The sequence below is a fragment of the Sorangium sp. So ce385 genome (assembly GCF_051474135.1).
Classification (GTDB): domain Bacteria; phylum Myxococcota_A; class Polyangia; order Polyangiales; family Polyangiaceae; genus Sorangium; species Sorangium cellulosum_D.
The window spans coordinates 11460118-11481713 of the sequence record NZ_CP150337.1; the positions used below are offsets into that span (position 1 = coordinate 11460118).

Below are 21596 nucleotides of genomic sequence, written 5' to 3' on the forward strand. Positions count from 1 at the left end.
GAGTTGCCGGGGGGCCGGACAGCCGCCCTCCGCGAGAGCTTACCGGCTCCGGGCGCGCCGCGCGCTGCGATCAGCGCCGGCCCGCGCCCGCGCGATCCCCTTGCGGCGCCGCGCCCCGGAAGGTACGGGCTTGCGCCCTATGGCCATCGAGATCCGCGAGCTTCGGAAGGGCGACAAGAAGGTCCTCAAGGACTTCCTCAACGTGGTCGACACGGTCTACGAGGGTGAGCCCAACTATATCCGGCCGCTCGACTTGGACATCTCCGATCGGCTCGACAAGAAGAAGAACCCGTTCTTCGAGCACGCCGAGGGCACGGCCTGGGTGGCGTACAAGGACGGCCGGCCGGCGGGGCGGATCACCGCGCAGGTCGACCACGAGCACCTCCGGGTCCACCGCGACGAGACGGGCATGTTCGGCTTCTTCGATACCATCGACGACGCCGAGACGGCGCAGGCGCTGCTCGCCGAGGCCGCCGGCTGGCTGCGCGCGCGCGGGATGAAGCGCATGCGGGGGCCCTACTCGCTCTCGATCAACGAGGAGATCGGCTGCCTCATCGAGGGCTTCGAGCACCCGCCGGTGCTGATGATGTCCTACCACCGGCCGCACCAGGGCCGGCTCACCGAGGGCGCGGGGCTCGAGAAGGTGAAGGACCTCTACGCGTGGCGCTACGAGGTCGGCGACATCCCCGCCCGGGCGCAGAAGGCCCACGCCGAGATCCTGGAGATGCCGGAGGTGCACACGCGCTGCGGCGATCCGAAGAACCTGCTCCGCGACATCCGCATCCTCATGGACGTCTTCAACGACGCCTGGAGCGACAACTGGGGCTTCGTCCCGATGACCGAGAAGGAGCTCGTCAAGTGGGCGGAGGACGTGCGGCTCATCCTGCTGCCCGAGCTCACGAGGCTCACGTTCATCGACGGCGAGCCGGCCGCCGTGTCGCTCGGGCTGCCCGACCTCAACGACCTGATCAAGGACTTCCACGGCAAGCTCCTCCCGACCGGGATCTTCAAGCTGCTGTGGCGGCTGCGCGTGCGCGGCCCGAAGAGCGGGCGCCTCGTCGTGCTCGGCATCCGCAAGAAGTGGCGCCACGTGCGGCGCTACGCCGGGCTCAGCGCCTTCCTCTACGTCGAGATGAACCGCGCGGCGCACCTGCTCGGCATGACGGGCGGGGAGCTCGGGTGGACGCTGGAGGACAACGCCGCCATCAACGCGGGTATCCGGCTGATGGGCGGCCGGATCTACAAGAAGTACCGGGTCTACGAGCGGGCGCTGTGATCGACAGGGGCGCGGGAGGAGCGGATCGATGAGGGTGCTGGTCACGGGCGCGAGCGGGTTCCTCGGCTCGCACGTCGCCGAGCAGCTCGTGCAGAAGGGCCACGGCGTGGTGGCCCTCGTGCGGCGCTCGTCGAGCACGAAGTTCCTGTCGTCGCTGCGCGGCGTCGAGCTCGCGTACGGCGCCATCGAGGACGCGGAGAGCGTCCGCCGCGCGGTCCTGGACGCGCCGGGCGTCGACGCGATCGTGCACTCGGCCGGGCTGGTCAAGGCGCGCGACGAGGCGGAGTTCTTCCGGGTGAACGTCGGCGGCACGCGGAACATGCTCGACGCCGCGAAGGCCGCGCCGTCCATGAAGCGGTTCGTGTTCGTCTCGAGCCTCGCCGCCATCGGCCCGAGCCTCGACGGGCGCCCGGTCGCCGCCGACGCCCGCCCGTCCCCGGTGACGCGCTACGGGCGCTCGAAGCTCGAGGCCGAGCGGCTGGTCCTGGCCGAGAAGGGCGCGCTGCCCGTCGTCGTCCTGCGCCCCCCGATGATCTACGGCCCGCGCGATCAGGAGTCGTTCGCGTTCTTCCAGAGCGTCGCGCGCCGCTTCCTCCCGATGCTCGGCGACGGCAGGAACACGCTCAGCGTCATCTACGCCTCGGACGCGGCCGCCGCGTGCATCCGCGCGCTCGAGGCCGACGTGCCGAGCGGCCGGGCCTACTTCATCGACGACGGCAGCGTGTACGTGTGGCGCGACATGCTGGCGCACGTTGAGGCGGCGCTCGGCGCGCGGGCGCTCGTCCGCTTCGGCGTGCCCTTCCCGCTCGTGCGGGGCGCCGCGCTCGCGAGCGAGGGGCTCGGCCGCCTCACCGGCAAGCCCGTGATGCTGACGCGCGACAAGCTGAACGAGCTCGCCGCGTCGCACTGGGTCTGCGACTCGGGCGACGCCCGCCGCGAGCTCGGCTGGGAGCCCGAGGTGGGATGGGCGGAGGGGACGCGCCGGGCGGTCGCCTGGTACCGCGAGCACGGCTGGCTGTGACGTGACGCCGCGCCGCGCGCCGTTTGACGCTCGCCCGCGGCCTCCGTACGGTAAACGCATGTCCCGCTGTCCGCCGGCTGCCCCGGGCCTCGTCGCGATGGCGCTCGGCCTGGCGGCCGCGCCGGCGCTGGCCGAGGATCCGCATGGAGGGGCCGCCGCGCCGCAGGCGCCGCGCGACAACGGCGCCGCGGCAGCGGAGGCCCCCTCGGGCGCCGCGCCGAGCGCCGCCGCGCCCCGGTCGGCCCTGCGCGGCGCCGTCGTCGTGGCGGTGGACGATGCGAGCGCCGAGGCCGCTCGGGCGCTCGCGCGCGCGCTCTACCGCGACCCCGCGCTGCGCCCGCCCATCGACGAGGCGGCCGCGCAGGTGCTCACCGGCGATCCGCCGCGGCCCGACGCGCCGGCCGCCGTGAAGGAGCTCGCCGAGGTGCGCCGCTCCGCCGGCCGCGCCGAGTCCGAGCCGGTCGCGCGCAGCCTGCTCGCGTCGCTCGGCGCGGGCGCGGGCGCGGCGCTCGTCGTGGCGGTGACCACGGCGCAGGGCCACCCCGTGGCCCGCGTGCTCCGGGTCGCGGGCGCGAGCTACGCGCCGCTCGAGCTCGGCGCGACGGTCCAGCGCGCCGCGGGCGGCGCGGCCGCCCCCGCCGGGGCGACGTTCGACTGGCCCGGCGCGGGCGCGGCCGTCCGCGCGCTGCTCGCCGGCGACGAGCGCGCGGCAGGCGCGGCCGATCGCGCCGCCGCGCCGCCCACGTCCGCCCACGCAGCGCCGCAGCGCGGCCCCGTGGGCCCTCGCGCCGGCGTCGACCTGACCGCATCCAAGGCGCCGGCGGGCGGCCAGGGCGCGCCGGCGCAGCGCTCGATGTGGAGCTCTCCCTGGTTCTGGGGTCCGCTCGCGGGCGTGGTCGCGACCGGGATCGTGGTGCTCGTGCTCGCCCAGACGGGTGATAGCGACGGCGAGACCGTGCACCTCCGGGGTCGGATCGCTCCATGACGCGCTCCGGCCGGCGCAGCTCGGCGGCGGTGGGGCTGCGGCTCACCGCGCTCCTGTGCCTCGCGCTCGTCGCCGCGCCCTCGCGCACCGCCGGCGCCGCGCCCCGCGTCTACGACGCGCCCGCCGCGGCGGAGAGCGGCGCGGCCGCTCCCTCCGTCCCGCCGCCCCCGCCGGAGTACCTCACCCAGGATCTCGGCTGGATCGAGCTCGCCTACCACCCGTCCACCCGCGACCGCGTCCGCCCCTTGTTCTCCCGAGCCGACGCCGTCCGCGCCGAGCTCGGCGCCCTGCTCGGCCGCGAGGTGCTCGTCGCTCCGGTGAAGGTCCGGATCGCCGCCTCCCCTGCCGAGCTCGACCGGCTCGTCCCCGGCGGCGTCGCGGGCCCGGCGACCGCCGTCTCCTTCGGCGCGCTGCGGCTCGCCGTGCTGAGCGACGCCCCGCGGCTCGGCGTCGACGCGCCCGATCTCGAGAGCGCCTTCCGCCACGCGCTCGCGCACCTGGCCCTCGACGAGGCGACGGGCGGCGCCCCGCTCCCGCGCTGGTTCCACGAGGGGTTCGCCGCCCACGTCGCCGGCGACGGCGTCGCCCGCCGCGCGCAGCGGCTCTCCCTCGCCGCGCTCCGGGGCCGCCTCCTCCCGCTCGACGAGCTCGAGGCGAGCCTCTCGGGCGCCGAGGGCGCGGCCGGCTCCCTGGCGCTCGCGCAGGCGGCCGACGTCGTCCGCTACCTCGTCGATCTCGAGCGCCGGCAGCGCTTCACGCGCGCCCTGGAGGAGGTGCGCGCCGGCGCCCCGCTCGCGGCCGCGCTCGAGACCGCGTACGCCTCCACCGGCCGCGAGCTCGAGCTCGCGTGGCGCGCCGACGTCGCGCGCCGCTACGGCTTCGTCCCGGTGCTGGCCGGCTCGCTGCTGCTGATCGCGCTGGTCGTGGCGGGCAAGCTGGCCGTGCAGCGGCTCCGCGCCCGGAGATCGCTGCCGCCGCCGGCGCCGCGCCGGCGGCTCCGCGCGGCGCGCGAGGCGGTGGAGATGCGCCACCGGTCCTCGCGCCCGTCCACGGCCCAGCTCGTGGCCACCCTGGGCGCCCGGCATCGCAGCGACGGGGACGGCGACGCGGACGTCCCGAAGGTGGAGCACAACGGCCAGTGGCACACGCTCCACTGAACGCCGCGGAGCAAGGCCGCCCCCGGCCCGGCCGCGCCCAGCCGCAGCGCCGCCTGGTCGAGCTCGCGCTCGGCGCGGCCTGGCTCGTCGGCCTCGCCGCCGCCTTGCAGATCGTCTCCGCGCTCCTGTCGTCCAGCCCGCTCGCCGCGGCGCTCGCCGGCGCCGTCGTCGCGGACCTCGTCGCGTCGCGGGCGGGCGTGCAGTGGATCGACCCGCTGGAGCCGGAGGGCCCGGGCCGCCGCGCGCGCCTCGCCCGCCGCGTCGGGCTCGGCGCGGCGCTGGGCGCCCTCGCCGTGCTGCTGACGCTCGGCGTCTCCGCGCTCCTCGGCTGGGCGACCGTCGACGCTGGCGCGCCCTCGGCGAGCTTCGGCTTCGCCGTGGCGCGCGCGATCGCCCTCGCCGTGCGCGACGAGCTCCTGCTCACCGGCATTCCGTTCGCCACCGCGGCGCGCGCCGGCGTCTCGACCCGCCACGCGATCGCCTTCTCCGCCCTCGCGCACGGCGCCGCCCTCGGGCTCGCGCCGGGCGCGACCGCGTCGAGCTTCGCCCTCGCCGCGGCGCTCGGCGCGCTCGCCGCGGCGCTCTTCCTGCGCGGCCGCGGCGTGCTCGCGCCGATCGCCGCCCGCGCGAGCTTCACCGCGCTCGCGGGCGCGGGCCTGCGCGGCTCCCTGCTCGACGTCACCTGGGTCGACGGCGCCCTCGCCGCGGGGACGCGGGCCTTCGGCCGGCCTGCCTGGCTCGCCGCGGCCGCGCTCGCCGTCCTGGCCGCGCTCGTCCTCCGCGCCGGCGCGCCCCGCCCTCCCCGCCCGGCGCCGTGAGCACCCCCGCCCCGCGGCCGCCGCCGGGCTCTCCCTGACGCTCGCCGCGCCGGCATGAGATGCCCCTCGCCCGCGTTGAAGCTCCGGACAGCGGCGCTGGGGGCGGCGCTGCGCGCATCGCGGCCGCGCGCTCGAGCTCTCCCTCATCCCGCTTCCGGCGCGCGGCGCGCCAACGTCCGCCGAACCGACACCGACAGTTCACAGCAGCGTGCGAGGACGCGCCGCGCGCCGCGAAACCCGTGAAGCGCCCTGCGCACCATCCCACAGCGCCTCACCCCCCGGACACGGCTATGTCATATTCCAGCGCACCGCGTCAAATGCACGTTGACGCAACGCCTTCGAGGCATCAACGATCGGACATGCATTGGAAGGGAATCCGTCAGATTGCGCCGGTGACGCTGCTCGTTCTCGCGTCGACGGGCTGCGGCATGGCGACGATGGTCGACACGAACACGCGCTCCATCCAGGCGACCACCGAGGAGATGAGGCGCACGCGATCGACGATCGAGGATTCGAATCGGACGCTGCGGGACTCGCAGCAGAGCCTCGATCGGCTGGCCGAGCTGCGCCAGCCGATGGAGAAGGTCGCCGAGATGCAGGAGGCGATGGAGCGGCTGGCCGAGCTCAAGGGCTCGATGGACGCGATGCAGCAGAGCCTGCGGGAGACCGCGAGCCTCGAGCAGTCGATGGACCGGCTGAGCGAGATGAAGGCGACGATCGCGGCGATGAACGAGAGCCTCGCGGGCATCCGCGCCCCGCTCGAGGACGTCGCCGCCCTGAACGCCCCGATGCGCGACGTCGCCGCCCTGAACGCCCCGATGCGCGACGTCGCCGGGCTGAGGCAGCCGATGGAGCAGGTCGCGACGCTGCGCGAGCCGATGAAGGAGGTGAGCAAGCTGTCGGCGCCGATGGAGGAGATGAGCCAGCTCGGGAGCGACGCCTCGCGCCAGACCGGCCTCATCGCCGCCGGCCTGCTCGGCTGGGGTCTCGTGACGTTCCTCGGCGTCTACTTCGGCGTCCAGGCCGGCACCCGTCGCCAGCAGCGCATCGCGCAGGGCGACGACGGTGATAGCGCGCCCCAGGCCAAGCCCGCGCCCCGCGTCCTCCCCGAGAGCCAGCGCTTCGAGGGCCGGGCGCAGGTCAAGTCGGCGTGATCGTCCTCTGACGATCGCGCCTCGCCGGCCGGCGAGCAGCGGACTTCTCCGCCGCTCGCCGGCTGTGCTCCCACATCATCCCCTCTTCAACGATACGAGTCCCAGAGCGCCGACATGCGAGCAGCCTGACCCGCAGTGAACGAGTTCATGCACGCATCGTCGGTATAATCCATGAAGTTCGTGATCGGGTCGACCCCACTGCCCCTGCAGGTGTCCTGGCCCATCGGGCAGCCATACGTGGCGCTGCGCTCAGCCGCCGTGTCGTCGACCCTGTCATTGGTCTTGTTGCAGCCGCCCTGGAAGGTGTGGTAAAGGCCGAGCCAGTGACCGACCTCATGCGTGGCCGTATCTCCCTCGTTGTACGGCTTCGCGGTGCCGCCGGGCAACGAGGCGTCGAGCACGACGACGCCGTCGGCGCTCGGATTCGCCGCGTAGTCCGAGGGGAACGTCGCCCAGCCGAGTAGACCGCCGCCCGGCCTGGCCGTGTAGAGGTTGAGGTGGTCGGGACCACCCTTGCGGAGCGTACTCTTGGCTTGCCGTTCGGCCGTGGAGCCAAGCGACATGGTGTACCATTCCGCCTTCGTGGTCCGGTCGACCGAGGCCAGAACGAAGCTGAAGCGCGTGGTCGCGTAAGCGTCGTTGAGCACCGCGATCTGGGCGTCGATCGCGGACTGGGGCACGTCGCCGTTCGAGATGCCCGCGCCCTTGTTGATGACGTGGAAGTGCACGGGGATCTCGACGTCCGTTTCCGCGGTGAACCCGGCCGCCACCCGGCTGCGAACGAACTGATCGACCGCATCCCTCTCAGCCTCGCTCAGCTCGACGGTCGCGCAGCTGCGCCGGAGGGGAGCCGGCGCGGCCTCCACCTGCTCGGGCTCGGCGTCGACGACGGCCGGCGCTCCCTGCTCCGCCGGAGCCGTGGGTTCGCCGTTGCACGCGGCGGCACTCAAGGCAGCGATCAAGACTAAGGCAAGTACCTCCGCACGCGTCCGAGCTCGCATGGACATTCTCCTTGGTTCAGGCCCCGCAAAGGAAGCAGGAATATATATCCGCGATGACAATCAGTTCAATTCCAAAAGGGTTGATTTCACGCACGACGACAAGGTGAGATTCCACGTCTTGGTCATCTTGCGTCATCTCGCCGAACGCCAGCAGGTCCCTCGAGCGCGCGATGACGCGGCGCAACGACGCGCGCGGCGCGACACCTCCGCTGCTCCAACATGGAGCGATCGCTCCATTATGGAGCACGCGGCGAGATCGGCGCTCTCCCAGATGCGGCCCTCGAATCGAGACCAGACGCGACGACCGGGACGATAGCGGTTCCGCCTGTTCCATGTCCTCTGCGTATTCAGCAGCAGGCTCGGGGAGCTCACCCAGGTTTCGAAAAGCCTTCTGAGGAACACCGCGCCGCGGCCCATCCGCCTGGCCTGTGCAGTTTGAGCCACGCTCGAATCGAGGCCCCACGAGGTTGTCCAACTCGCCATCTGCCATCTTCTCGACCTCGGGCCCACGGCCGCGTTCGCTGCGCGGGCTCGCTCCGGGCTGCGCGGCGCACGCGTGTCCGCTGCCGCGGCGGGGGGGACGCGCTCGCCGGCCTGGTGGCCCCTCGGCTGCCGCCTCGCCGAGCCCGGGCGCGGCGGGCGAGCCGCGCGGCGGTCGGGCGATCTCACTCGCCCCCGCTGCCGGCCCGGGGCGCGCGTCCGGTGAGCTCCGTGCATCCCGATTGCAGTACTGCCCTGGCGACGGTAGATGTCTCGCATGGCGCGCACAAAAGCAGGTCAGTCCGCGGATCAGCTCCGCGAGCAGATCCGGGCGACCGGCCTACGAGCCACCTCGCCGCGCATCGCCGTGCTGCAGAGCCTGGGCCGCTCGCGGACGCCCGTGAGCCACGCCGAGCTCGCGGCCGAGCTCGCTCCCAAGGGGTGGGATCGCGCCACCATCTACCGGAACCTGATCGATCTCACGAATGCGGGGCTCGTGCGCCGCACCGACATGGGCGACCACCTGTGGCGGTTCGAGCTGCGGGAAGGCAACGGTGAGCACGCGAAGGACGAGCACCCGCACTTCATGTGCGACACGTGCGGAGATGTGCTCTGCCTCCCCGACGAGAGCATCGAGATCAAGGCGGCGCGCGGCGCGCCCCGCGCGCTGCGCCGCAAGGGTCTCCAGATCCAGATCAAGGGTCGCTGCGACCGGTGCGTGCAGCCCTGAGCCGGGCGCGCGGGCTCGCGCGGCAGCCCTGAGCCGCGGCCGCTCCGAGCCGCACGGCGGTCCGAGGCGCGGGTCGCTCCGAGCCGCGCGCAGGTCCGAGCCGGAGCCAGCGGAGCCGCGCGGCAGCCCTGAGCTCAGGCCTGCCGGCGCCGCGTGGCGAGCCCGAGGAGCGCGAAGACGCGCCGCCTCGAGGGGGACGCGGCGGCTCTTCGCAGCTCGATTGCAACATCAATTTGATGTTGATTGGGTTCCGTGGCTCGGGCATAGCGCAAAGCGCCCATGCTCGCGCTCGTCGTCGCCCTGTCGATCGTCGGCCTCGCCACCGGGCCGCTCCTCGTGGCGCTCGGCCGGCGCAGGGCGCTGCCGACGTCGGCGCTCGACGGGCTTACGCTCGGGCTCGTCCCCACCCTGGTCCTCGCGCGCCACCTCCCGCACGCGGTCGAGGAGATCGGGCCGCAGGCGGTCCTCTGGACGGCGCTCGGGTACGTCGCGCTCTCGCTCACGGAGCACCGGCGGCGCGACACCGGCGAGATCCTGGGCCGGGAGATCGCGTTCTCGGCGCTCGCCGTCCACGCGCTGCTCGACGGCGCGGGGCTCGCGCTGGCCGCGGCCGCGGCCGACGGCGGCGCAGACGGGCTGCTCATCGCGAGCGCCGTGCTCGTGCATCGCCTCCCCGAGGGGCTTTCCCTCGCGGCGCGCTTCCTGCCCGCCTGGGGGTGGCGGCAGCTCGCCCTGCGCCTCGGCCTCCTCGGGTTGCTGACGCTGCTCGGCGCCCTCCTCGGGCAGCGCCTCATGGACGGCCTCCCGCACGCGTCGCTCGAGGTGTTCATCGCGCTCGGCCTCGGCGTCCTCCTGCGGCTCGTCGTCCACACGCACGAGGCGCCGCCCCGGAGCCAGACGGCGCGATCCGCGAGCGCCCTCGCCTTCGTCTCGGGGCTCTGCGTCGCGCTCGCGCTCCCCGGCGAGGAGAGCTCCTTCGGCCACGCGCACGGGCCCGGGCCGTCGATCGCCGCGTCGCTGGGCTCGCTGTTCGTCGCGACGGCGCCCGCGATGCTCGCGGGGCTCGCCGCGGCGGGGCTCCTGAGCGCGCTCCTCCCGCGTCGCGCGACCGGACGGCCGCGCGGCGGCGCTCCGGTCGCCGCGATGGTCTCCCTCGCCGCGCTCGCGCCGGCGCTCGACGTGGGCGGCGCGCCGATGTCGCTGCGGCTGCTCGGCCTGCCGCTCACCGCGGCGCGCGTCGCGGGCAGCGCCCTCCTCGCCGCGCTGCTCGCGCTCCTCGTCGCCAGGGCGGCCGGCGCTCCCGGCGCGGCGCCGCGCAGCAGCGCGCCCCCCGCCGTCGCGGGCGCCGCCGCGTCGCTGGGCGCGCGGCTCCGCGCCGCCGCCGCCGAGGCCGCCGGTCCGGCGCTCGACCGCGTGGCCGCGTGGTACCTCGTCGGCCTCGTGCTCGCCGTCGTCGTCGAGGCGACGCTCGACCCGGCCGCCGCGCGCGCGCTCGGCGCGCCGGCCGGCGTCGTGGTGAGCGCCCTCATCGCGGCGCCCGTCTACGTGTGCGCGCTGGGCGCGACGCCGCTCGCCGCGGTGATGGTCCACAAGGGGCTCTCGGTGGGCGCGGCGCTCGCGCTCCTCGTGGTGGGGCCCTCGACCAGCGCCGCGGCGCTCGCCGCGCTGAAGCGGTCGCTCGGCGCGCGCGCCGCCGCCGCCTTCGCGCTCGCCAGCGTCGCCCTCGCCGTCGCGATCGGCCTCGCCGCGAACGCGCTCGTCCCCGCCGCCTCGGTCCCCGAGCTCCACGGCCTCGCGGCCCGCGAGCAAGGCCCCGTCGCGTGGCTCTGCGCGGCGGCGCTCGGCGCGCTCCTGCTCTCGAGCTTCGCGCGGCTCGGGCCTCGCGCGTGGTTCGGCGGCATGCTCGGCGACGGCGCTGCGCCCGGGCCGGCGGAGCCGCACGCGCACGGCGCGCACGCGCATCGCTGCGAGGCGCACGGCGCGCTGGACGACCGCCGCGCGCACGCGCCCGCCGCGAGCGCCAGCGCGCCGCGCATCTGACGTCGGGCCGCGGCCGAGGGGCGCCGCTCAGCGGGTCCAGTACCTGCCGAGGAGCACGAGCACCATCGCCCAGAACACGACGCCGAGCCCCGCCGCGACGAGCATGGCCGGCGGAAGCCGCCTGCCGTGCTGCACGAGCCGCCCCAGCGTCCCGACGGCGCCGCCGCCGCGCATCGCGCCGCTCTCCGGCGCGAGGGTGTCGCCCAGCACGACGTCCGAGGCGCGCCGCCCCCGCCGCCCTCGGAAGCGCGCGGCGCGCAGCTCGCGGAGCACGGCCTCGAGCTCCTTCGCGAGCGCGCCCGCCGAGGCGATCCGATCGTCGCGCTCGCGCCGGAGGCAGGCGTCGACGATGCGGCTGAGGCGCGGCGGGAGCCCAGGCCTGCGCGAGGCGATCGGATCGCAGTCCTTGCTCAGGATGCGGACCATGAGCGCGTTGTAGTTCGGCGCCTGGTGCGGGAGCGTCCCGGTCAGCGCCTCGTACATGACGACGCCCAGCGACCAGATGTCGGCGCGGCCGTCGAGGTCCTCGCGCCCCGCGGCCTGCTCCGGCGACATGTAGGCCGGCGAGCCGACGACGCAGCCCGTGTGGGTCAGCGCGAAGTTGTGCTCTCTCTCCAGCACCTTGCTGATCCCGAAGTCGAGGATCTTCCCCACGAGCTCGCCCAGGTGATTCCTGTGCACGTAGATGTTCGCGGGCTTGAGATCGCGGTGGATGATCCCCTGCTGGTGCGCCATGTCGAGCGCCCGCGCGAGGCCGATGAAGATCTCGACGAGCGTCTCGGGCTCGATCGTGTGCTCGCGGCGCAGCCACTCGTCGAGCCCCTCGCCGACGAGCAGCTCGAACACGAGGAACGGCGAGCCGTCCTCGGCCTGACCGAGGTCGAGGATCTCGACGATGCTGGGGCTCCGCACGCGCCCGCTCGCCTTCGCCTCGTTGAAGAAGCGCTGGAGCGCGACGGCGTCGTCGGCCACCTCGGGGCGCATCACCTTGAGCGCCACGTCGCGATCGATGAGCTCGTTCTTCGCGGCCCACACCGACCCGCTGGCGCCTCGGCCCAGGAGCTTCACGAGCCGGTAGCGAGACTGGATGAGATCGCCGGGGTTCACTGCTGCGCCGAGGTGTCTCCGGGGAAGCTCTGGGGAGGGGGATGCCTACCCCCGACCCACATCAGAGACGGGTCCGAGGATAACCCGGCGCATGGACGAGCGGTACCGCGGGCCGCTCGGTCCAGCAGGAAGCAAAAGTTCGCGAGGCGCGGAGGCGGCAGCCGGCGTCGCGCCCCGAGGGGCCGCAGCGACGGACGGAAACGTGCTGGATGTCGAGGCGCCGCGGCGCCTCTCCTCGGCGTCACCGGCGCTCGACGAACGGGGCGGCGAGCGATGAAGAGCGCGGGCAGCGAGGGTCACGGCGGGGTTTCCCGTGCGCCGGACCCTGCGCTGCCCCTCGGGCGGGGGATCAGACGTCGTAGTAGAGGAAGAACTCGTGCGGGACCGGGCGGAGCCGGATCGCGTCGACCTCGCGCTCGCGCTTGTAGTCGATCCAGGTCTTGATGATGTCGCGGGTGAAGACGTCGCCGCGGAGGAGGAACTCGTGGTCGCGCTCGAGGGAGCTGAGCGCCTCGTCGAGCGAGCCCGGCATGTGCGGCACTTCCTTGAGCTCCTCGGGCGAGAGCGCGTAGATGTCCTTGTCGAGCGGGTCGCCCGGGTCGATCCGGTTCTGGATGCCGTCGAGGCCGGCCATCATCATGGCCGCGAAGGCGAGGTACGGATTGCAGCTCGCGTCCGGGAAGCGGACCTCGATGCGGCGGCCCTTCGGGCTGTTGCCGGGCGGCAGCGGGATGCGGATCGACGCCGAGCGGTTGCGGCTCGAGTACGCGAGGTTCACGGGCGCCTCGTAGCCCGGGACGAGCCGGCGGTAGCTGTTCGTCGTCGGGTTGGTGAGCGCGGCGATCGACTTCGCGTGCTTCAGGATGCCGCCGATGTACCAGAGGCCCGTGTCGGACAGCCCGGCATAGCCGTCGCCGGCGAAGAGCGGCTTGCCCTCCTTCCAGAGCGACTGGTGGCAGTGCATGCCGCTGCCGTTGTCGCCGAAGAGCGGCTTCGGCATGAACGTCACCGACTTGCCGTGCTTACGGCCGACGTTCTTGATGACGTACTTGAACCACATGAGGTTGTCGGCCATCGCGGTCAGCGTCGAGAACTTGATGCCGATCTCGCACTGCCCGGCCGACGCCACCTCGTGGTGGCCGACCTCGACCGCGATGCCGGTCTCGATCAGCGTGGACATCATGTCCGCGCGCAGATCCCCGAGCGTGTCGGTCGGCGGAACGGGGAAGTAGCCCTCCTTCGACCGGATCTTGTGGCCGAGGTTCAGGCCGGCCTTGCCGGTGTTCCAGACCGCCTCGTCGCTGTCGATCTCGTAGAAGGCGCCGCGCGGCGAGCTCTCGTAGCGGATCGAGTCGAAGACGAAGAACTCGGCCTCGGGCCCGAAGTAGGTCGTGTCAGCGATGCCGCTCTGGCGGAGGTGGTTCTCCGCCTTCTGGGCGATGTAACGGGGGTCGCGGCCGTAGGGCTGGCCGGTGACGGGGTCGCTGATCTTGCAGATCAGGCTGAGCGTCTTCTGGGCGTGGAAGGGGTCGAGCTTCGCCGTCGTCGGATCGGGCGTCATCAGCATGTCGCTCGCGTTGATCGGCTGCCAGCCGCGCACCGACGAGCCGTCGAAGCCGATCCCCTCCTCGAAGATGTCCTCGTTCAGACGGGACACCGGGACGGTCGTGTGCTGCCAGATGCCGGGCAGATCGATGAACTTGAGATCGACAAATTTTACGTCGTTTTCCTTCGCAAACGCGACGACATCTTTGGCCTTCATGATCTTCTCTTTCCTCGCTGACTCGCTGCTCTCGCTGGATGTGATTCTACGGCGCGCGGGCTCGTGCTCGCTGTTGGCTGCCTGGGTTGTCGAGCCTGCGACCCGCCGCGAATGCCCTGTGACGCTCTGCCCGCGGCTCGCCTAGATGGCGTCCTCGCCGCGCTCGCCCGTGCGGATCCGCACGGCCTCCTCGACGGGGACGACGAAGATCTTGCCGTCGCCGATCCGACCCGTCTTGGCGCTCTTCTCGATGGCGTCGATCACGTCGCCGACCATGCTGTCCGGCACGACGATGTCGACCTTCACCTTCGGGACGAAGTCGACGACATACGCCGACCCTCGATAGACCTCCTTCTTGCCGCCGGTCCGACCGAAGCCCTTTACCTCGGTCACCGTCATGCCCTGAATCCCGACCTCGGCGAGGGCGTCCTTGACCTCGTCGAGCTTGAACGGCTTGATGATCGCCTCGACCTTTTTCATTGCGCACGCCTGTGGTGACCGGGCGCCCGCCAGGGTAAAATCCCGGGCGCTCACCCGAAAAGCCCCGCCGGAGCAGAGCCGGTAAAGGGGGGACGCCTCCGCCGGCGGCCTCCCGTCGATGTGCCGGGCGCCGCCCGGCCTCCGATCCGTGACGGGGTCCGCCCGGCCTGCCGAGCATTGCCCCGACGCTTGTCAACGACTCAGGGGCCCATCCAGCAGAGCTGGATCGGCGACCCTTCACCCCGGGCGCTGGCGCAGCGACCCGAGGTCCAGGCTGGTGTACCCAAGCTCATGTTTCCGGAATGTTTCGCGCACCGCGCGTGCGTGAGAAAAGTGGTTCCGGCCTCCGAAAATCAAAGCCCGCTTACTTTTTTCAGCGCTCCCGGGACCCGCCCCCTGGGGAGCCCGGGAGGGGGGCCCGGGACGGGGAGCGCGCCCGCTCCCCAGGCGCCCGGGGGGGATCCGCCTCCTCCTTGCCCTGGCCGGCGTGGACTCCCGGCCCCGGTCCGGCGATGGCAGAGCCCGCCTCCACGGCGCCCCCGAGGGGTGGCTCCCCCCCTCCCGGACGGGCCCCCCCGCGCTCGCCTTGTTCTTGCGACGCGGCTCGAATAGTCTGCGCTGGCGAATCCAGTCGCGGGACAGCCCTGCCTGATGGCTTTGCCGAACAAAGCGAAGATCCCGGTAGGCACGGTCCTCGCCGGAAAATACCGCATCACACGCGAGATCGGGCGCGGTGGCATGGCTGCCGTGTACGAGGCCGAGCACATCGACATCGGCAAGCGCGTCGCGATCAAGGTGCTCGCACAGGAGCTGACGACCTCCGCCGTTGTGGTCGAGCGCTTCCTCCGCGAGGCCCGAGCCGCCGCGTCGATCCGCAGCCCGTTCATCTGCGACGTCTACGACTCCGGCAAGCTCGACGACGGGCGGCCCTTCCTCGTGCTCGAGCTCCTGGAAGGCGAGTCGCTCTACGAGCGCATGACCGTGGTCAGGTACCTCGATCCGGAGACCACCGTCGCGGTGGTGTCCCAGGTGTGTCGAGGGCTCACCAAGGCGCACGCCGCATCGATCGTCCACCGCGACCTCAAGCCGGAGAACATCTTCCTCACGAAGGACGAGGAGGGCCGGCTCTGCGCGAAGATCCTCGATTTCGGGCTCGCGAAGTTCTACGCGCCCGTCGACGGCGGCGACGCGCAGGCGCGCCTCACCCGCGAGGGCGCGGTCTTCGGAACGCCGGCGTACATGAGCCCGGAGCAGGTGCGCGGGCAGGGGGCGGTCGACCATCGCGCCGACCTCTGGGCGCTCGGCTGCATCACCTACGAGTGCCTCACCGGCCGCACCGTCTGGCAGACCGAGCAGGGCGTCGCGATGACGTTCGCGCAGATCGCGAACGCGCCGCTGCCGCAGCCCTCGGCGCTCCGCCCGGATCTGCCGCCGAGCTTCACCGTGTGGTTCGAGAAGGCGCTCGACCGCTCGATCGATCGCCGCTTCCAGACCGCGAAGGAGTTCGCCGACGAGCTCTCGATCGCGCTCGGCGTCGCGCAGCCGACGCCCCCGCGCGGCGCGGAGCCGTCGCAGGCGGGGGTCCTGCCGACCGGCGGCGACCCGCCGGCGGACGTGACGTTCGATCCGCCGGGGGTCGTCCGTGTGACCCCCAACGAAGCGCGGCGCACCGTCCCCTCGGGCCCGGCGGAGCGCGGGCTGGATCCGTTCGCCGGGCTGGACTTCTCGAGCTCACCGGGCGGCACGCCGGCCGGGCGCGTGAGCCAGGGCGCGGGGCAGCAGATCACGTTCTCCGGGGGCTCGGGCGAGGCCTCGGTGTCCGATCCGCTCGCGCAGCGCTCGCCGCCGAGGCGCGGCGGCGCCGGTCGCGCGCTCGTCGTCTTCGGCGTGCTCGTGCTCGCCGCGGGCGCCGCGTACGCGGGCTACCGCCAGTTCCTCAAGCCGACGGCGCTGCCGCCCGTCTCGTCGAGCGCCGCGCCGCCGCCGGTCGTCAGCGCGCCTTCGTCCTCCGCGTCGGCGGCCGCCGTGCCGGCGCGCGCCGACGCCCAGGCCGAGCCGCCGGGCCTGCAGTGGCCGCCGCTCGTCGCGCAGGCGCAGGAGTCGATCGCCGCCGGCGATCTCAAGGCCGCGCTCCGGCTGCTGAGGGACGCTCAGGAGAAGGGCAACCACCCCGTGCCTCGGACCTTGATCGAGCACGTGCAGGTCGCCCTGAAGGACGCGAGCGGCAAGGCGCCCTGCCAGCTCACCGGGCTCGCCCGTCCGCGCACGCACGATCTCGTGCGCGAGGGCGGCCGCGCCATAGGCGCCAGCCGGCCCTCGATCTCGCTCGGGCCGCGCGGCGCGGTGATCACCTGGACGGACTCGCACGAGGGCACCGAGCACGCGTACACGGCGGCGCTCGACAGCGCGATGCGCCCGTCGTCCCCCGCGCTCGACGTGACGCCCGAGGGCCGCGCCATCGGCCGCCCCGAGCTGACGACCGCCGGCGATCGGCTGGTGCTCACGTACTGGGACGGCAAGGGGCCGGAGGCCGGCGTGTACGTGCGCTGGCTCGACGCCAGCGGCCGGATCGACGGCCCCGCGATGATGGTCGCCCGCTTCCCTCGCGGAGGGAACTCCTGGCCCTCGCTCGCGCACGCCTCCGAGGGCTTCGTGATCGCGTGGTCGGACGACGGGGACAACGCCTCCTCCGAGGACCTCTTCATGCGCCGCCTCTCGCCGAACCTCGAACCGGTCGGCGAGATCATCCGGCTCACGGACGTGACGCCGACGGGCCCCTCGAAGCCGCGCGTCCGCCTGCCCTCGATCGCGGTGACGAGCGACGTGATGCACCTCGCCTTCCGCTTCGATCGCGATCCGATGCGGGTCATCCAGTACATGCGCCTGCCGCTCGCGAGCGCCGACAAGGGGCTCCCGCCGGCCGCGCCCGGCAAGCGCGCCGATCGCGCGCTCGGCGAGCTGTCGCTCGTGAACAGCGATCGGGCCCGCAGCGACAGCCCCTCGCTCGCGTGCGGCGCGGCCGGCTGCTTCGTCGTGTGGCACGGCGAGGCGCCGATCGGGGGCGCGTCGGCCGCGTACATCGATCCGGCCAAGGGGCAGCCGCTCTGGCGCAAGAGGTTCTCGAAGACCGGCGCGCGCCCATCGGTCGCGATCGCGCCGAGCGGTCAGGCCCAGCTCGTCTGGTTCGAGCAGGGCCGCATGCTGACCGCATCGATCAACCGCGACGGCATCGGCGCGCCCACGAAGTTCGCCCGCGTCAGCGGCGATCAGCCGGCGCCATCGATCAGCCCCGGCGCGAAGCCCGGAGAGTGGTATGTCGCCTGGCTCGACTACGAGGCGGGTCATCTCGAGCCCTACGCCGCTCGCATCCAGTGCCGGTGACCCCATGCTCATCCTCCCACCTCGAAGCGAGGTCCGCGCCCGCCCCATCGAGACCGAGCGGCTGCTCCTCGTGCCGATCGACCCGTCCGACGGACCGGAGCTCTGGCTCGCGGTCAGCGGCTCGCGCGCGACGCTCCAGCGCTGGCTGCCCTGGGTGCAGTTCCACACGGATCCGGCCGCGAGCGTGCGCTTCGCCGAGGCGTGCGCCGCCGACTGGGATCACGGCAGGGCGCTGCGCTTCGTCATCCGCGAGCGCGCGCACCGCACGCTCGCCGGGGTGGTCGGGCTCGAGTCGTGCGTGCACCTGCACCGCTCCTGCGAGCTCGGGTACTGGCTGCGCAAGGAAGCGACCGGGCGCGGCCTGATGACCGAGGCCGCGAAGGCCGCGCTCGGGTTCGCGTTCGGCCACATGGGCGCGCACCGGGTGCGGGTCGCGGCCGCCACGGACAACCACGCCTCCCTCGCGGTCATCGGGCGGCTCGGCTTTCGCTTCGAGGGCATCGCCCGGCAGGCCGAGTGGTGCGACGGCCGCTGGCTCGACCACTCCGTCTTCGCGCTCCTGGCGACCGACCCCAGGTGAGGCGGGTAAGCCCACTCGCGCTCCGGGCGCCTGAGGCGGCCCGTACGCCGCCCGAAGCGCGCTAGCATCCTGCCCTCGCCGTGGCTCGCCGTCGCCTCATCCGCTGGCCTCGCGGCACGATGCCGCTCGTGCCGCTCGCGCCCGCGATCGTGATCGTCGTGGGGATCGCCACCGCGGTGGCGATCGCGCTGATCGGCATCCGCCAGCTCGCCAGGATGAGCGATCAGGCCGCGAGCCTGCGCGCGGAGGTGCTGGCCGCGACGCTCGCGGCGCGGCTCCATGGGACCGCCGACGCGGAGCGGACCGAGCTCCTCGGGCAGGCGGCGCGGCGGACCGGGTCGGAGATCCTGCTCGTCGAGCAGAACGGCCACGTGCTGGTGAACGAGAGCTTCGGCGCGCCGGCCAAGGCCGACATCTTCCAGATGCTCACGCGGGGCAAGGGCGAGGAGACGACCTCGCTCGGCCGCGTCCGGTTCGCGGCGCGCCCGCTCCGCCCGCCGCTGTCTCACCTCTCGGTGCTCACCTTCGTCTCGGCGCCGACCCCGCCGCCCGACTCGCTCGCCCTCGGCAACGCGGTCGCGGCGCTCACGACGCTGCTGCTCGGCGTGGCGGTCGCGGTCGCGCTCTCGTTCACCAAGGCGGCGCGCGACGACGTCGACTACCTGCGCGAGCGCATCACCGCGATGGCGCGCGGCCACGGCCAGAGCGCGTCGAGCACCGACCTCATCCAGACTGAGCCGGTGCCGATCCGGTCGCTCGACCAGGTGGGCCTCCTGACGGCGGCCTTCAACCTGCTGATCACCCGCTTCGCCGCGGCGGAGCGCTCCTACCGGGCGGATCTCCAGCAGGCGTCCGCGATGGACCGCGAGCGCTCGGCGTTCCTCGCGGGGCTCAGCCACGAGCTGCGCACGCCGCTCAACGCCATCCTCGGGTTCGCGCACGTGCTCGAGAGCGAGGTCGACGGGCCGCTCAGCCAGGACGCGCGCGAGGCGCTGTCCGTCATCCGGCAGAGCGGCGAGCACCTGCGCACGCTCATCGACGACATCCTCGATCTGTCGGCGCTCGAGACGGGCAAGCTCCAGCTCTCCCGCCGCGCCGTCAACCTCCGCGTCCTCGTCGATCAGGTGATGCGAGAGGCGTCCGCCGCCGCGCGCGACAAGCCCATCCAGCTGCGCGTCACCGGGGACCACGGCCTCCTCGCGCACGCCGATCCGAGGAGGGTGCGGCAGATCCTGACGAACCTCGTCTCGAACGCCGTCAAGTTCACGGCGCGCGGCTCGGTGGCGGTCCACATCGCGGCGCGCGGCCGCTACGCGACCATCGCGGTCCAGGACACCGGCCCCGGCATCCCGCCGGAGGAGACGACGGCGGTCTTCGAGGAGTACCGGCAGACCGGCGACGTGCGCTCTCGCCGCGCCGGGACGGGGCTCGGGCTCTCGATCGCGCGGCGCCTCGTGATGATGCACGGCGGGACGATCCAGCTGGAGAGCGAGCTCGGGCGGGGCTCGACCTTCACGATCACCCTGCCGCTCTGGGTCGCCCCGCCCCCCCAGCCCGCGCCGGTCCAGCCGCCCGCGCCGGACGCGGCCGCGACGCCCGTGAGCGAGCCGGGCAGCGGCCGGCCAGGAGGGAGGATCGCATGAACGAAGAGCGCACGAGGGACGACGCGATCCACTTCGCGCGGCGCGTGCTCGTCCGCCAGGCGCTGGTCGGCGTCGCCGCGTTCGGGGCGATCGCGGCGCTCGCGCCGAAGCTGCTCATCCTGGAGCACGACGTCGCCGCGAGCGTGCTCTCGGTCGGCGCCAAGATCGCGCTCGCCGCGATCGTCGCGACCACGCTGCTGACGCTGCTCCGGCTGCGCACGCACCGGAACCTGCTGCGCTCGCTCATGATCGGCTCGCGCGACATCGATCACGAGGAGCTCGAGCGGTTCGCCGAGCTGCCGCCGTCCTTGGCGCTGCGCTTCGTGCTGGCGAGCTCGACGATCTCGAGCCTCACGATGATCCCGGGGATCAGGCCGGAGAAGCTCGACGACGGCCGGGCGGTCAGCCTGCTCATCCTCGCGATCACGATCCTCTGCGCGTCCGCGATCCCGCACTACGTGTTGACGCGCGCCACGACGTTCAGCCTCTTCGAGATCAGCCCGGTCGAGGCGATCGGCTCCTTGCTCGAGACGGCCGAGTTTTACCAGACGCCGCGCCGGCGGGTCACCTACAAGCTGCTCCTCGCCGTCGCCGCGCCGGTGCTGCTCGTCGGCGTCGGGGCGGTGCTGATCGCGAACGCGCACCTCCAGACGTTCATCGAGCGGAGCCGGCGCACGACCGCGGGGCTCATCGCGCGGACGGCGCTCGATCCGTCGCTCGGGGCCATCGCGGAGGCCGATCGCAACGACGTCGTGGCCGCCGCGGCGGAGTACGGGTTCCTCGCGCGCGTGCAGCACGACTGCGTGAGCGCGGAGCCCTCCTTCGGCCGCGAGGCCGACGGGCAGATCGCCGTGATCACGCCGCTCGACGGCGGCTGCGCCAACATCCGGTTCTCGGCCGACCTCGAGCCCTCCGCCGCGATCTGGGGCGCGCTCGTCGCGCTGCTCGCGGTGCTGGTCGCCGGCGTGCTCGGCAACCTGTTCGGCCGCGTCCTCGCCGCCGATCTCGTGCACGCCACGAAGCAGGTGCGCCTGCTCGGCACGGACAGCGTGCTCCGCGGCGCCACGCAGATCGCCCGCCCCGCCCGGTTCGCCGTCGTCGCCCGGCTCGGTCACGCCATCGAGGATCTCGCCGAGCGCTTCCGCGTCTTCGCCGCGGCGCAGGAGCGCGCGCTCGAGGCCCGCGAGGCGGCGCAGCGCATGCGCGGCCTCCTGTTCGCCAGCGTGAGCCACGACCTCAAGAGCCCGCTGAACGCGATCCTCGGCTTCGCCGAGCTCGTGGGCCAGGAGGACCTGACCGCCGCCCAGCGCGAGAGCCTGGAGCTCATCTCGACGCGCGGCCGCGAGCTCCTCGGACTCATCGAGTCGATCCTCGACGCCGCGCGCGTCGAGGCCGGCCAGCTCACGCTCGAGCCTCAGCCCACGTCCGTCGGCGCGCTCATCGCGGGCGCGATCCGCAAGGCGCGCGAGCTCGCGAGCGACGCCGACGGGGAGGTCGTCGTGGAGGTCGGCGACACGCTGCCGCTGATCCCGGTCGATCAGGCGTACGCGACGCGCGCGATCGCCGTCATCGTGGCGCACGCGCTCAGGACCGGCGCGGCCGACCCGTCCGCGCGCCTCGTGCGCCTCACCGCGACGATGGCCGGCGAGTTCAACAGCGAGGTCCGCATCGACATCGAGTACGGCAGCCGCGACGTGCCGCCCGACGAGCTGGAGGCGCTGTTCAGCCGGCAGACCACGGCGCGCGGGCGCGGCCTGACCCTCGGCCTCAGCCATGCGCGCTCGGTGATCGAGCTCCACGGCGGCTCGCTCGAGGTGGACGGCGCCCCGGACGGCCGCCCGCTCTGCCGCGCGCGGCTGCCGCGCGTCCCGCCGCCGCGCCGCCCTCGCCTCTCGTCGGTGCCCGCGCTCGGCTGACCTCGCCCGCAGCCGCCGGCGGCGCGCGACCCACGCCTCTCCGCGCGCGCGGGATCGCTTCCCTT

At 73.5% G+C, this 21596-nt stretch carries 16 protein-coding genes; 12 read left to right on the top strand and 4 right to left on the bottom strand.

Features of this window, described 5'->3' with window-relative positions:
- The first annotated feature begins 139 nt into the window (after positions 1-139).
- From WME83_RS41855 to WME83_RS41880, 6 genes are all read left to right on the top strand, one after another.
- A complete protein-coding gene (locus tag WME83_RS41855) occupies positions 140-1276 on the top strand; it encodes a hypothetical protein (RefSeq protein ID WP_437322105.1) in 1137 nt (378 codons plus the stop codon).
- A 28-nt stretch (positions 1277-1304) separates the two neighbouring features.
- Positions 1305-2297, top strand: coding sequence for an NAD-dependent epimerase/dehydratase family protein (locus WME83_RS41860; protein WP_437315303.1), 993 nt, complete (start codon positions 1305-1307; stop codon positions 2295-2297).
- Between the two features lie 58 nt (positions 2298-2355).
- Positions 2356-3282, top strand: coding sequence for a hypothetical protein (locus WME83_RS41865; protein ID WP_437315304.1), 927 nt, complete (start codon positions 2356-2358; stop codon positions 3280-3282).
- The gene (locus WME83_RS41870) at positions 3279-4439 is read left to right on the top strand and encodes a peptidase MA family metallohydrolase (RefSeq protein ID WP_437315305.1); all 1161 of its coding nucleotides are present in this window, start codon (positions 3279-3281) and stop codon (positions 4437-4439) included. Before WME83_RS41865 ends, WME83_RS41870 begins: the two co-directional genes overlap by 4 nt.
- Positions 4421-5257, top strand: a complete 837-nt coding sequence (locus WME83_RS41875) for a type II CAAX prenyl endopeptidase Rce1 family protein (RefSeq protein WP_437315306.1) — start codon at positions 4421-4423, stop codon at positions 5255-5257. The genes WME83_RS41870 and WME83_RS41875 overlap by 19 nt, the downstream gene beginning before the upstream one ends.
- A gap of 359 nt (positions 5258-5616) precedes the next feature.
- A complete protein-coding gene (locus tag WME83_RS41880; RefSeq protein WP_437315307.1) occupies positions 5617-6411 on the top strand; it encodes a hypothetical protein in 795 nt (264 codons plus the stop codon).
- An 86-nt stretch (positions 6412-6497) separates the two neighbouring features.
- Here the strand turns inward: WME83_RS41880 and WME83_RS41885 are convergent, their stop codons facing one another.
- Positions 6498-7412 carry a zinc metalloprotease gene (locus tag WME83_RS41885; RefSeq protein WP_437315308.1) on the bottom strand — a complete coding sequence of 305 codons (915 nt, stop codon included), beginning with the start codon at positions 7410-7412 and terminating at the stop codon, positions 6498-6500.
- 757 nt (positions 7413-8169) lie between these two features.
- Between WME83_RS41885 and WME83_RS41890 the strand changes: the two genes are divergently transcribed.
- Both WME83_RS41890 and WME83_RS41895 read left to right on the top strand, forming a co-directional pair.
- Positions 8170-8622: a Fur family transcriptional regulator gene (locus tag WME83_RS41890; protein ID WP_437315309.1), complete on the top strand. Its 453-nt coding sequence runs from the start codon at positions 8170-8172 to the stop codon at positions 8620-8622.
- 279 nt (positions 8623-8901) lie between these two features.
- Entirely contained in the window at positions 8902-10662 is a 1761-nt protein-coding gene (locus WME83_RS41895; RefSeq protein ID WP_437315310.1) for a permease, read from the top strand.
- Between the two features lie 27 nt (positions 10663-10689).
- On the opposite strand, the gene WME83_RS41900 is transcribed toward WME83_RS41895, so the two are convergent.
- The 3 genes from WME83_RS41900 to WME83_RS41910 all read right to left on the bottom strand — a co-directional run bounded on the left by WME83_RS41900 (position 10690) and on the right by WME83_RS41910 (position 14011).
- A complete protein-coding gene (locus WME83_RS41900; RefSeq protein ID WP_437315311.1) occupies positions 10690-11769 on the bottom strand; it encodes a serine/threonine-protein kinase in 1080 nt (359 codons plus the stop codon).
- A 349-nt stretch (positions 11770-12118) separates the two neighbouring features.
- Positions 12119-13531, bottom strand: coding sequence for a type I glutamate--ammonia ligase (glnA, locus tag WME83_RS41905; protein ID WP_437315312.1), 1413 nt, complete (start codon positions 13529-13531; stop codon positions 12119-12121).
- Between the two features lie 141 nt (positions 13532-13672).
- The gene (locus WME83_RS41910; protein ID WP_020740275.1) at positions 13673-14011 is read right to left on the bottom strand and encodes a P-II family nitrogen regulator; all 339 of its coding nucleotides are present in this window, start codon (positions 14009-14011) and stop codon (positions 13673-13675) included.
- Positions 14012-14662: 651 nt separating this feature from the next.
- Here WME83_RS41910 and WME83_RS41915 point away from each other — a divergent pair.
- The 4 genes from WME83_RS41915 to WME83_RS41930 all read left to right on the top strand — a co-directional run bounded on the left by WME83_RS41915 (position 14663) and on the right by WME83_RS41930 (position 21531).
- Positions 14663-17392 (top strand): serine/threonine protein kinase, encoded by a 2730-nt coding sequence (locus WME83_RS41915; RefSeq protein ID WP_437315313.1) that lies wholly within the window; start codon positions 14663-14665, stop codon positions 17390-17392.
- Between the two features lie 4 nt (positions 17393-17396).
- Entirely contained in the window at positions 17397-17972 is a 576-nt protein-coding gene (locus WME83_RS41920) for a GNAT family N-acetyltransferase (RefSeq protein ID WP_020740276.1), read from the top strand.
- 80 nt (positions 17973-18052) lie between these two features.
- Positions 18053-19615: a sensor histidine kinase gene (locus WME83_RS41925; protein ID WP_437315314.1), complete on the top strand. Its 1563-nt coding sequence runs from the start codon at positions 18053-18055 to the stop codon at positions 19613-19615.
- The gene (locus WME83_RS41930) at positions 19612-21531 is read left to right on the top strand and encodes a sensor histidine kinase (RefSeq protein ID WP_437315315.1); all 1920 of its coding nucleotides are present in this window, start codon (positions 19612-19614) and stop codon (positions 21529-21531) included. Before WME83_RS41925 ends, WME83_RS41930 begins: the two co-directional genes overlap by 4 nt.
- Positions 21532-21596: the final 65 nt, after the last annotated feature.